We start from the raw sequence: 12,664 nt of genomic DNA, 5'->3' as shown, positions 1-12,664 counted from the left end.
AGCAAAAAAAATGGTAACGGTTTAGAATCGGCTGATATTGAGTGGCACTATAAACAGGGAGGCTTACATGTGCTATCAATTTTTTGTGCTTGAGAGATGTTTGTGAAAAGGCAAGAAAAAAGTAGAAGGATAAAATTAGGTTTAAGAAATGTCATACTTGTTTTGTTTAAAATTTTCACTATTGTCTTTTACGGATCGATTGTAATGTTGCAGGTAACGCAACCCCCTTGTTGGCAGCTGCTTTTTTGTCAAACCGCTTTCTTCAATTCCTTTGTCACAGTTTTAATAAATGCTTCTTTGCCCTTTTTTACTTCCTTCAACATTGCCTTTCGCTCGGCCGGTAAAGTAAAATACTTCTCGGCCCACAAGTTTATTTCTATCATCACCGGCAATAAGTCAATTCCCTTTTGAGTGAGTTTGTATAGGACTTTCGCTTTGCTCTCCGGGTGGTCTGATTTTGTAATGATTCCGTTTTCTTCCAGTGTTTGAAGCCGTGAAGCTAAAATGTTAGTAGCTATTTTTTCTTCCGATTTCAGAAAGTCGCCATAAGTGCATTGTTTTGAGAACATTAGATCTCTCACGATAAGCAACGACCACTTGTCTCCCCAAATGTCAAGGGAGCAACTAACGGGGCAATCTGACCTTTTTTTATTGGCTGCCATAATTATTTTTTAAAAAGCACTTGCAAATTAAAAGTTGTTTGTATATTTTTACACTTGCAATTTGAAAGCAAAATTACAAATTTTAAACAAAATTAAATGGACAATAAATTAAACTACACTTACGCAACAGTTCCCACAAAATTTGTGGATGCAAACGGAATAAAATTCGCATACCGTTCTTATGGAAAAGAAGGCGATATACCTGTTATTTATTTTAATCATTTAACGGCAAATTTGGATAATTGCGATCCAAGAATTATGGATGCCATTGCAGTACATCGCCAAATAATTTCTTTCGATTACAGAGGAGTAGGTGCAACCACAGGTGAACAAGGAATAAGGTTGGCTGATATGGCAAAAGATGCTATCGCTTTTATTCATGCCTTGGGCTATAAACAAGTAGATATAGTAGCTTTTTCCATGGGTGGATTTATAACTCAGGAATTGCTATTAGTAGAACCAACTTTGGTTCGAAAAATAATACTGACAGGCACAGGACCACGAGGTGGGAAAGGCGTCAGTGATGTGGTTGGGTTAACATATATAGATATTTTAAAAGGGTTGCTTACATTCAGAGATCCCAAATTTTATTTATTCTTTACGCAAAATAAAATAGGAAAACAAGCTGCAAAAGATTTCTTAAATCGATTGAAAGAAAGATCTGAAAACCGTGATACTAAAATAAAATTAAGTGTGTTGAAAAAGCAACTAAAAGCTATTGAAACTTGGGGACATGATGCACCTGCCGATTTGAGTGTATTTAAACATCCAGTATTAGTAGCCAATGGTGATGTTGATAGAATGGTGCCTACTCCACTTTCATACGACTTAGCAAAACGATTTCCAAATGCAGAACCTGTAATTATTTATCCTAATTCAGGGCACGGTGGTATATTTCAATTCCATGAAGAATTTCTAAAAAAAGCAATACCATTTTTAACTAAATAAAATAATAAGAAATGAACAAAATAAATGTAGCACTACTATCTATTCTCACTTTATTTAAAGATGCTTCTGCACAAAATGTAAATAAAGTTTCCACTATTATAAAATCAGAAAAGCATTTGTCTTCTTCCATTCTACTTTGGATGCGAACCGACAAACCTCGCCAAGATGGAATGGACAGATGGAAAGGACCACATTCACAGATTATCTCTGCTAATCCAGGTTTATGGGAATATCGCCAAATACATTTTACCGAAAATAACACTGGACTTTGGCAACCCATAAATGGCGTAGAAACAAGTATTCCTCAAGATCGTAAAATAGATGGTGTGGCTGATGTTACGTTGAAGAATTTATTTTCGATATTTAAAGGAAAAGAACAAAATAAATTGGCTTCTGCTGATGAGGTTAATATTTTTAAAAGAACCATTTTGTATGCTGCTTTTCCTAACAATTCTCGTTGGTACAAGGTAGCTGATTCCAATGTAAAAATTGATGCAAGAGCCATGGTGTTTTTTAGAATTAAAGAAGGCATAAGCGAAAATGATTTTACAAAATTTATAAATGATGAACTCACGCCAGCATTGGCAAACACTGGATTGCTGAAAGAATTGAGAATTAAAAAATACAATGCTTGGAAACAAAGCCAATGGAGTACGCCAAATGTAATGCACGATAACGATAAAAATGTACAATTTCAGGCATCTTTACTACTTGGATTTACCAATAAAAACGAAATGTATCAATTTTTTAAAAGTGATGAACTTAAAAAATTATCTGAAAGAATTGCTGTTTTTTGTTCAGCAGTAAATGCTTATGAAATTGAACAAACCATTACTTTTGTGAAAGATGGAAAACACATAAAATTTAATTAAAAGATGAAAGCATATCAAGTAACCCGTTACGGAAAAAATGAAAAATTACAGGTAGCAGAAGTAGCAAAACCAAGCATTACCGACAATGAAGTTTTGATAGAAATTTATGCAGCAAGTGTCAATCAGATAGATGCCAAGATCAGAAATGGTGAATTCAAATTGCTAATGCCTTATAAGCCACCTTTTACTATAGGACACGATGTAGCCGGAATTGTAACACAAGCAGGATCAAAAGTGAGTAAATTTAAGATTGGCGATGAAGTATATGCCAGTTGCAAAGGTACTTTTGCAGAATTTATTATCATACATGAAGATGATTTGGCATTGAAACCCAAAAATATTTCGATGGAAGAAGCCGCAGCTATTCCGTTGGTTGGTTTAACGTCGTGGCAGGTTTTAGTTGAAAAAGGAAATCTGAAAAAAGGACAAAAAGTCTTTATTCAGGCAGGTTCCGGTGGTGTTGGTACCATTGCCATTCAGTTGGCCAAACATTTGGGTGCTTATGTGGCAACAACAACAAGTTCAGCAAATAAAGATTTGGTAAAAAGTCTCGGTGCCGATTTGATTATTGATTACAAAACAGAAGATTTTGAAATTATTTTAAAAGAGTATGATTTGGTGTTGAACAGTCAAGATGCCAAAACACTTGAAAAATCAATGAATGTTATAAAACCCAACGGCAAAGCAATTTCTATTTCAGGTCCGCCTGATGTAGATTATGCTGAAGAAACCGGATTAAATTTTTTACTGAAAACTGTAATTTGTTTATTGAGTATTAAGATCAAAAATTTAGCAAAAAAGTTACATGTACACTATTCTTTCCTGTTTATGAAGCCGAACGGAAAACAACTAACCGAAATTACGGCTTTAGTTGAAGCAGGAATTATTCGCCCTATTGTAGATAAAGTGTTTCCTTTTGCAGAAACTAATGATGCAATGTCTTATGTAGAAACAGGTCGTGCCAAAGGAAAAGTCATTGTAAAAGTCAAGTAGGTTTGTCTGTTGAGAGGTTTCGGTAAAGTTGCCGTATTACGGCTTGGTTAGTTGGCAATGGCGTGGTATTTCAGCACTAAACTTCAGTCGGAGAACTGACTTTCTGTAACCACAATACTGTCAAGCGGCGACGAAACCCCGTTTATTGCCAATGTGCCTGTTAGGTGCTGGCGTTTCTGTCAATTTTGTTTGTCCATCCGTAGCTTTATTTACTTTTCGGCCATTATCAGTCTATTGCCTGTTATTTGATTTCTCTCTCTCTAACCCAATTCTGTTTACGGTTTCATACAGTAAAGTCGCATTCACTAACAGGCGGTCAAGCTCTTGTTCAAAAAATACTTCAGTATGTTCGTTCCACTTTTTTGGTGAAGTATCCAGCTCTCTAAAGCTTTTTGAAAGTGTGGTAATGTATTCTTTTTTCTGTGGAGCGTCATTGATATAAATTGGTGGATATAAATCAAACATCAGCATCCAGTTTTTCGCAATTCTCGTTACTCTCCCGTTGCCATCTGCGAATGGGTGAATTCTAATCAGCTCGTGATGAAAATAAATAGCCCTGATAATTGGATTTGTGATACTTTTCATTTGATAAAAAAGTTCTGAAACTAACTTCGGAACCATGTTTTGGTCCGGACAAATATGTCCGCCTATTTGCACTAATGTCTGTCTGTAACGATTTGGGTGAATGGCATTGGTCTCAGGAGAAACTAAACGGAGTAGCTGAAAAAGTTGTAATTCTTTTTCAAAATTATTGTGTGTTATTATCTCCTCAATTACAAAGTCTAACGATATTTTTAAGTTTTTTAAATATTCTTCTGCTTCCTCTTCGTTTTGGGCTTCCATTTGTGCATTTTTCAAACTAAGAAGTTCTTGGAGTTCTTGTACGCTTGTCAAATAGGTGTCTAAAAGGTCGTCATCCAGATGGTGTCTGCTATATATAATTAGTCTGTAAATTGACTTTACAAGATGGTCAATCTTATCAATTTTGGCTTGATTAAATCTTATTTCTTTAACTGGTAATAATTCCATTGTGTCTATGAATTTGTTATGTTGTATTTCGTCCGCTACGCTTGCACCTAACGTTTGGGGCTTGCAGAAACGGTGATTTCGGTAAGCTTGAAGAATAAATATACCGAAAAGATTCTAAGTTGTTATGGCTTAACCAGGAAATTGCAGCCATTGTGCCAAGCTGTTGTGCAACAGGCACCGCTGTTATAAGCTGGCATTCTGTCTGTCGAGGTTGTAAAGTTCTTGTCTGACGTTGATTTTGCTGTAATTGTCGAGCTGCTTTTTTGTCGGCTGTGCTGTTGCGGTTTTAAAAATTTTTAAAGGGGAGATTTTAAAAAATAATTTTTCTTTGGGTGGCAAAGGTGTAAGCTCTTTTGCAATTTTTGTTCTGTGCGTTGGCTTGTGCGAATTGCAGATGTGCTTACACCTGTGCGATGGCTTAACTGTCTTACATATAAATCATCTTTATATTAATTGTCTTGTTTTCTTTTAACTCAAAACTTGCTTTTGAAAAATTAGGTCTGTTTGTCAAGCCAATGGATTGGAAATTTGAAAAGCCAATACCTTCTACTGGCAAAATAAAACCTTTGTCAATTTTGCCATTCTTGTTTTCATCGTGTAAAATGTTAACAGCATATTTTCCAGATGGAATATCTTTATAAGTAATTGTTGATGAACCATTCACAATTTCGCCTTTTACAATTTTGTAATAGTTTTCATAATCTTCATCTGGGATTGAGCCATCTTTGTTATAAAGTGCAAATTGAACTACTCCTTTTTCATTCCGTAAATTCTTTACCTCAATTGTTAAGGAAAATGTTTCTGCATTCGGTTTGGCAAATGAACAAAGTGTGACTGATATAACAAATGCGAGTAGTGTTATGATTGTTATTTTCATTTCAATTATTTTTTACGATTTATTTTTTCTTTCGCTGTGTCAACTAAATAATAGACCATAGGCACTAAAAATACAGTCAAAATTAAAGATGATATAAGTCCGCCAATGATTACCCAAGCAAGTCCGTTTTTCCACTCTGCCGCTGTTCCTGTTGCCATTGCAATAGGAAGCATACCAACAACCATTGATAGTGTTGTCATTAGGATTGGCCGCATACGACCTTTTCCAGCAATGATTAACGCTTCTTTGAAATGTTTGCCTTCTGCTTTTAATTGATTGGTAAAATCAACAATTAGAATAGCGTTTTTTACCACTAAGCCCATTAGCATAATTAAACCCAATAGGGCGAATAAACTCAAATTGCTTAACGACAAATTCAATGCGAAAAAAGCCCCAATAGTTGCAACTGGAATTGAAAATAACACTACAAATGGATAAACAAAACTGTCATAGAGTGCTACCATAATCAAGTAAATCAGCAAAAAGGAAATGAGTAACACTGAACCTAATGCTCCAAAACTATCATTCTGTCTTTTGATGTCACTTCCCCAAGTCATTTGTATGCCGTTTGGCAATGGATTTTCTTTGAGATATGCAATTACATCATCAGCAACAGTTCCTGATGGTCTGCCTAAAGCGTCAGAAGTAAGTGTAACTGCTGGTTGTCGGTCTTTTCGTTCTAACAAGGACGGAGAATTATCTTGCTCTACGCTTGCAAACTGTGAAACTTCAATTGGTATTCCCATTGGATTAATAATGGACAGTTGTTGAACATCTTCAAAATTTTGTCGGCTAAATTCATCTAACCAAATCCGCACAGGATATTCAGTTCCATTTTCGGTTAAGGTTGCATCATCATTTCCTGTAAAGGCAGTTCTTAGGTTCAAACCAACATAAGCGGTTGTTAAGCCTAAACGTTGCATTTTATCCTTGTCGGGAATTATTTTGTATTCGGGACTACCTGCTTCAACGGATAAGCGAACATTATCCGCTCCGGGAATTTTTTCAATAACCGTTTTCAATTCATCACCTGCTTTCATCACCAAATTCAAATTGCTACCGCTTAACGTAATTTCGATTGGTGCTGAACGTGGAATTAAACCCAATGCTGCCATTGAATAATTGATACTCGGATATTTTGACTTTAGTTCTTCCCGAAGATTTTTCATAAATGTCTCGGTAGCTAAGTTATCCAATTCGGTTTTGGATTTTAATTGAATAGTAAATTCAGTTTTATTTGCAGAACCAACACCCAAACTTCCAATCCCAGTGCTTGGTCCGCCAATGTTGCTGAACACCGTTGCTACTTCGGGTTGTTGAATAATGTATGTTTCAATTTTTTGTGCAATTAAGTTATTCTGTTGTATAGATGTGGATTTATCATACTCTAAAGCCATTCTAAATTTGCCTTGGTCACCTGTTGATATTAATTCTTTACCAATAATTCCTTGTTTCATAATCCCTAAAGTCATTGCAAAAAGCACAATAACGATACCTGTAAAAGCTAATTTATGGCTCAAAACCCATTCTAATCTGCGACCATACCATTCATTGAAGTTTTCTAACTGAATTTCAAACCATAGCAAAAAGCGATTGAAAAAATTGGTAGGTTGTAAATCTTCTTTTTTGCCAATACGAGAAGCCATCCAAGGTGTTAAAGTAAAACCAACCAATAAACTGGTGAGTGTAGACGTAACTACCACAACCGAAAACTGTTTGAGCATATCGGCAACAAATACTTGAAGAAAAAGAATGGGTAAGAAAACCACAACGTCAACCAAGGTGATGGATAATGCCGCAAAGCCAATTTCCATTCGGCCATCCATAGCAGCAGATCGTTTGTCTTTTCCTTTATCTAAGTGCTTTTGTATGTTTTCTAAAACTACGGTAGCATCATCAACCAGAATACCAATGATTAAAGACATTGCCAGCAAGGTCATTAAGTTTAAGGTGTAACCCAAAAGCCACATAACAGCGAATGCGGTAACTAAAGATGTTGGAATAGCTATCAAAACGATTAATGAATTTCTAAAACTTCTCAGGAATAAAAGCATTACCAACGAAACCAATAACACCGCCAAAATCAAATCGAAAACAACGGAATTAACGGCTGCAATCGTGTTGTCGGTGCTATCATCTGCAATAATAAATTTCACACCCGAACTGGCATTTTGTTGTTTGATAGATTGAAATTTTTCTCGAACTGCTTTTGAAACATCTACTGCGTTTGCATCTCCTTGCTTTTTTAGCAATAAACCAATACCGTTTTGACTGTTGTAGCGGCTTATGGAAGTGGTTTCTTTTATACCATCTATAACATCTGCCACATCTTTTACATAAACTGGACTTCCTACAACTGGCATTGCCACCTGAACATTTTTAATATCCTCAATAGATGCAAATTTTCCTGTTAAACGAACTGAATTACTTTCTTTCTCGGTTTGCACCTTTCCAGCAGGTAAGTCTAAGCCAGAACGATTAATTGCTTCAATAACCTGAACCATTGAAATTTTATACAATTTCAGTTTGTCCTGATTTATTTTTACTTGTATTTCTCTTTCTTCACCGCCTAAAACAGTAATCTCCGCAACGCCTTTTATTTGTTGTATTTGGGGCAAATAATCATCTTTCATTTTCTGATAAAACTCAGTGGCGGACATATTACTTGTTGCACTAATAGACATTATCGGCAAATCATTTGGGGAAACTTTACTCATTACAGGACTTAAAATATCCTGTGGTAAATCTTTTCGAATGTTATCAATGTAGCGTTGTGCGTCTTGCATTGACTTATCCAAATCTGTTCCGTATTTCAGATTGGCTATGATGATAGAAGCATTGGGTAATGACTTTGTAACCAAGTAATCTACACCTTCCAAGTTGGACAAAGCATCTTCGATTTTCCGTGAAACGGATGTTTCTACTTCGTTGGGTTCGGCACCTGGATAAACTGTTTTAATTACAACTACTGGCTGATTAAAGTCAGGCATTAATTCGTAACTCAAATTTTTATACCCGATAAATCCTAATAAAGTAAATACGCTGAAAAGCACTATTATTAGCGAAGGCCGTTTGATTGATATTTCTGTAATATTCATTTTTCGCTGATTTTATTTAACAGTTACATTTGCACCATCAAAAAGATTGATGAAGCCATTCGTTACAATTACATCACCTGCATTTAATCCATTTGAAACAACTGCTTTGTTCTGTATCTTATTTGATATAGTGATGTTTTGCAAAAGGGCTTTGCCATTTTTCACTATGTAAACTTGAGATTGGTTTTCAGTGCCTTGTATGGCAGAAGACGGAATTATAATTCCCTTTCCAGACGTTTCGCTTTTAAGTAAAACTTTACCAAACATCCCAGATTTTATTTTCAAGTCCGATGTGTTATTTACCGTAAACTGAACAGGAAAACTACTGCCCATATTAGCTTTACTGCCAATCATAGTAGTTTTTCCAATCAATAAAATTTCAGAATAGGCATCTGCCGAAAGTGAATAGCTTTGATTTAATTTGAACTGGCTTAAATCTTTTTCGGGAACATTTACAGTGAACCTTAAAGTTGTAATGTCAGTTATTTGAAGCAATGGAACACCGGGAGCTGCAAATGCTCCTTCTTCACTCAATTTAGCGGTAACCACTCCGCTAAATGGTGCTTTGATAGTGGTTTTGTTTATCTGCTCCAATAAAGTTGCTTTCTGAACTTTAACAGATTTCAAACCTAATTCTGCTTTTTCTAATTGTACACCTTGAATGGCATCTGCTTTAGCCAAAATGGTATAGCGATTTACATCTGCTTCCAATCCTTCTATTTGCACTTCAATAGTTTGCAGTTGCAATTTTAGCAATGAATTGTCCAGCTGAATTAAAGTTTGGCCTTTACTTACCACGCTTCCAGCATCAACTAAAATGGTGTTGATTTTCCCTTGTAATTCGGCACTTATTTTGGTTTCCTTGTTGGGCTCAAATGTGCCTGAATAAGAAAATTCTTTATTCACATTTTCAAGTTGCAATGTATCTACTTGAACATTTATAGCTTGTTCTTTATCATATTGATACACTTTACTCTGCGTAATTTCCTTGTTTGTTTTCAACTTAATTACCACAATGGCAATTAACGCCAACGGTATGATAACGTATAGCACTTTTTTTAGGATTAATGATTTTGCATTCATTGTGATAATTATTTGTTTGTTGAAATATTTCCTGTGAGTTTTTTTAGTTCTAAATCTGCTTTTAAGTAATCAATTACTGCAGATAGATAAGTTTGTTGTGCTTCTCGCAAAGCATTGTCTGCAAGCAAAACATCTGTTAAACTTGCCGTTCCTTGTTTCTGTTGAAGAACGGTTTTTTCGTAGATTGTTTGTGCCAATTGAATTTGTTCGGTTGTGGTTTCTACCGTTTTTTTAGCATCTTCTCTTTGAAGTTTGGCATTTTCAACTTGCATATTGTTTTGTTCGGTAAACATTCCAAATTGAAGTTCATTGTTTCGGAGTTCAAGCGTTTTCTGATTTATTTTTCGAAACGTAACCGTTCCGTTAAATAGTGGATAGGATAGTTGAATACCTGCAAAGCCAATCGGATAAAAATTCAGAAAAGAAGCAGGTTTTCCGTTATAGGCAAAGCCCGTTGTTCCATACATTCCAACCAGATTTAGCGAAGGCAAATACCTTGATTTATTGAGTGTGTTGAGTTCACTCGACAATAAGCGGTTTTGAGTTTTTATTATTCGAATATCTAAAATTGATGAAGTAGTGTATTCATTTGTGTTTTGATATTGAATGTTTGAATCAATTTGCAAATTTTGTTCAATAGAAATACCCATAGCAAATTTCAAAGCATTTAGAACCTGCTCGTATTTGCTTTTGATGGTTTCTTTTTGGGTGGTTAATTGCAATACTTGCAATTTTACTTTGCTTACATCTGTTCCTTTGGCAAGCAATTGTTCATTGAGCAATTGCATATTTTTTAAAAACCGTTCTGCATTAATCAGATTACTGTCAATAAATGTCAATTGATGATGCATGATTTGGGCATTGTAATACAAATTGGAAATTTCAAAATAGATTTGCTCTTCCGTTTTTTGATACTGCAATTCTTGTAATTCCGAAGCAATTTTTGTAGTTTGTATTGCTCCATAAACCTGCGGATTATACAAAGGCATTGAGAGTTGCAAGTTTGCATTGATGTTATGCGGAACGCCAAATTGAGCTTCTTTAAACTGACCTTCTGGAGCTGTCGGATTGAATGTGGATAATGGCATCAACTGGTATGGCAAATTGGTAAAATACTTGTAATCAGCATTGGCTGTTACTTTCGGGATTAAATTGGCTTTGGCTTCTTTTTCTCTTTGTTCACCAATGGCCATATTGTTTCTGCTCATTTGCAGGATTTTGTTATGAACCTGTGCGGTGTCAATACATTGTTGCAACGACCAAGTTTGTGCTTGTGCAGATTGAAAGCCACCTATTATCAATAATAGAGCAATAAAATGTTTGTGAATATTCGCTAACTTCATTGGACAATTTTTTTACTTAATGAGAATTAATTGACTTTCATTTATTCCTAAAAACCAATGTTTTACCATAGGTTCTATATTTATAAAGTCACCCGATAATAGTGTTTCTTTTATCCCTTTTTCATTTTCAAAAATCACTTCTCCTTCCACACAAATCAAAAGTGTTGGTGTTTTGGTAATATGCTCTTTTAACTTTTCACCTTTCAAAATTTGAATAGCTGTTGCATTTCCTAATTCACTTTTGAAAAGAGAAGTTGGTGAGACTGGTTTTTCTTGTGTGTGTAATTCTTTTATGTTCATTGGAAGTATTGATTAAATGTGTTGAATGAAGTTTGAATGTTTTCAAATTGTTTTGCTGCTTCGGTTTCGTCTTTAGCTTCTGAAAGTTCTTTTACCAAATCAATGTAGGGTAATAGCCACTTGTGCAATTCATCGTGGGCTTTGCCTTTCATTGTGCAGTTTGAAGTAAGTAAATCAATATTGGTTTGTAGATTTTCAGCTAATGATTTGTAATCTTTTTGTTCAGCCTTAGCAAAAGAAACAATATCATTTTCCATATTGCGAATATGCATTATCATTTTGGCATCTACTTTCCATCTTTCGCCATTGTTAAGTTCGATGTCTTCACTTTCTCCTTCGTGATGATGATCTGTTTGCGAACTTGCTTCCTTCTGCTCGTTCGGTTTGTCAGTTGCATTGCCACAACTTACCATAAGGCTGCTCATAAACATTGCAGCTATTGCTAATTTTAAGATAGTCTTTTTCATATTTTAAATCTTAACTGAATATCTTTTGTTAATGGTAAAAAATGCTATCGCAGCAAATACAAGCGTTAGGCTCGTTCTAAAAATCATTGCACCAACAGTTTTTGTTTCATAAATACCACCCGAATTAGCGTGTATTTTAAGTCCGATAAATGCAGCGATGAGTATAATTGTTGAAATTCCTAAGAGTGTAGCTGTCCATTTTTTGTTTTTAATAAACCCATAAGCTGCAAATAAATAAAGAATGCTACTGATGAAATTTGACCAAACTACAAACAGAACGTAATTGCCTTCTTTGGCTCTAATACCAAACAAATCAAAAATTACAGATGTACTTAGGAATAAAGTAAGCAAGCCAAACCCAGCGAGGAGAGTTGCAAATAAATATGGAAGTATTTTCTTCATTTTGATTTGATTAATGTTAACACTGATTGTATCATATTGTCACCGTTTCGGATAATGTCAAATTGAAAATTTGCAACTCTCCATTTAAACATTTGCAGTCTAAAAGTTCCCATCACGATATGCATTAATTCATCAGATGATATTGCATTAGTAAAATCTTTCTTTTGTTGACCTTCCAAAATAATCGGCATCAAGTGTTTCATCTTTACACCCATTATTTTCAATATCGTTTCGTTGATACGTTGATTTTCTTCCATCAGTCCGTCAGAAAACACCGCCACTACAAAGTGAGGGTTCTTTTTAAAAAATGAAAATTGATTTTGAAACAGCGTTGTGAATTTTTCTTCGGGTGACTGTTCGCTGGAAATTGCATTAGTATAGCGTTCATCCATACTCTTAGCAAGATATTCAAGTAAGGCAATAATTATTTCTTCTTTACTTGTAAAGTGCCTGTAAATGGCACTCTCAGAAAACTTCATTTCCTTTGCAAGGTTCTTAATTGTTAAACCACTTACTCCCGAAGCAGTCAATATTTTACCAGCTGCATCGATAATTTCAAGTTGTCTGTCTGAAATTGCTGTTGTCATTTG

At 35.0% G+C, this 12,664-nt stretch carries 13 protein-coding genes; 3 read left to right on the top strand and 10 right to left on the bottom strand.

Annotation, left to right across the window (positions count from 1 at the left end; all coding sequences use genetic code 11):
• Nucleotides 1-248: 248 nt before the first annotated feature.
• Nucleotides 249-662: a helix-turn-helix transcriptional regulator gene (locus IPM95_05545; GenBank protein MBK9328782.1), complete on the bottom strand. Its 414-nt coding sequence runs from the start codon at nucleotides 660-662 to the stop codon at nucleotides 249-251.
• A gap of 96 nt (nucleotides 663-758) precedes the next feature.
• On the opposite strand from IPM95_05545, the gene IPM95_05540 reads away from it, so the two are divergent.
• Genes IPM95_05540 through IPM95_05530 form a run of 3 tightly spaced genes read left to right on the top strand, consistent with a single transcriptional unit; the run spans nucleotide 759 to nucleotide 3,475 of the window.
• On the top strand, nucleotides 759-1,610 hold the full coding sequence (locus IPM95_05540) for an alpha/beta hydrolase (protein ID MBK9328781.1): 852 nt from the start codon (nucleotides 759-761) through the stop codon (nucleotides 1,608-1,610).
• 11 nt (nucleotides 1,611-1,621) lie between these two features.
• Complete coding sequence (locus IPM95_05535) at nucleotides 1,622-2,482, top strand: strictosidine synthase (protein ID MBK9328780.1); 861 nt, start codon at nucleotides 1,622-1,624, stop codon at nucleotides 2,480-2,482.
• A 3-nt stretch (nucleotides 2,483-2,485) separates the two neighbouring features.
• Nucleotides 2,486-3,475: an NADP-dependent oxidoreductase gene (locus IPM95_05530; protein MBK9328779.1), complete on the top strand. Its 990-nt coding sequence runs from the start codon at nucleotides 2,486-2,488 to the stop codon at nucleotides 3,473-3,475.
• Between the two features lie 231 nt (nucleotides 3,476-3,706).
• Here IPM95_05530 and IPM95_05525 read toward each other — a convergent pair whose 3' ends face one another.
• From IPM95_05525 to IPM95_05485, 9 genes are all read right to left on the bottom strand, one after another.
• Nucleotides 3,707-4,504, bottom strand: a complete 798-nt coding sequence (locus IPM95_05525; GenBank protein MBK9328778.1) for a Fic family protein — start codon at nucleotides 4,502-4,504, stop codon at nucleotides 3,707-3,709.
• Nucleotides 4,505-4,931: 427 nt separating this feature from the next.
• The gene (locus IPM95_05520; GenBank protein ID MBK9328777.1) at nucleotides 4,932-5,381 is read right to left on the bottom strand and encodes a DUF2141 domain-containing protein; all 450 of its coding nucleotides are present in this window, start codon (nucleotides 5,379-5,381) and stop codon (nucleotides 4,932-4,934) included.
• Between the two features lie 5 nt (nucleotides 5,382-5,386).
• A complete protein-coding gene (locus IPM95_05515) occupies nucleotides 5,387-8,479 on the bottom strand; it encodes an efflux RND transporter permease subunit (protein ID MBK9328776.1) in 3,093 nt (1,030 codons plus the stop codon).
• Nucleotides 8,480-8,491: 12 nt separating this feature from the next.
• On the bottom strand, nucleotides 8,492-9,562 hold the full coding sequence (locus IPM95_05510; GenBank protein ID MBK9328775.1) for an efflux RND transporter periplasmic adaptor subunit: 1,071 nt from the start codon (nucleotides 9,560-9,562) through the stop codon (nucleotides 8,492-8,494).
• A gap of 8 nt (nucleotides 9,563-9,570) precedes the next feature.
• Nucleotides 9,571-10,905 (bottom strand): TolC family protein, encoded by a 1,335-nt coding sequence (locus IPM95_05505; protein ID MBK9328774.1) that lies wholly within the window; start codon nucleotides 10,903-10,905, stop codon nucleotides 9,571-9,573.
• Nucleotides 10,906-10,917: 12 nt separating this feature from the next.
• A complete protein-coding gene (locus IPM95_05500; protein ID MBK9328773.1) occupies nucleotides 10,918-11,205 on the bottom strand; it encodes a hypothetical protein in 288 nt (95 codons plus the stop codon).
• A complete protein-coding gene (locus IPM95_05495) occupies nucleotides 11,202-11,672 on the bottom strand; it encodes a hypothetical protein (GenBank protein ID MBK9328772.1) in 471 nt (156 codons plus the stop codon). The genes IPM95_05500 and IPM95_05495 overlap by 4 nt, the downstream gene beginning before the upstream one ends.
• A 3-nt stretch (nucleotides 11,673-11,675) precedes the next feature.
• The gene (locus IPM95_05490) at nucleotides 11,676-12,074 is read right to left on the bottom strand and encodes a hypothetical protein (GenBank protein MBK9328771.1); all 399 of its coding nucleotides are present in this window, start codon (nucleotides 12,072-12,074) and stop codon (nucleotides 11,676-11,678) included.
• Nucleotides 12,071-12,661, bottom strand: a complete 591-nt coding sequence (locus IPM95_05485; protein ID MBK9328770.1) for a TetR/AcrR family transcriptional regulator — start codon at nucleotides 12,659-12,661, stop codon at nucleotides 12,071-12,073. Before IPM95_05485 ends, IPM95_05490 begins: the two co-directional genes overlap by 4 nt.
• Nucleotides 12,662-12,664: the final 3 nt, after the last annotated feature.

It is taken from the genome of Sphingobacteriales bacterium, assembly GCA_016719635.1.
Taxonomy (GTDB): domain Bacteria; phylum Bacteroidota; class Bacteroidia; order Chitinophagales; family JADIYW01; genus JADJSS01.
Note: the sequence above shows the minus strand (reverse complement) of the source record. Positions and strands in the feature narration are given on the sequence as shown.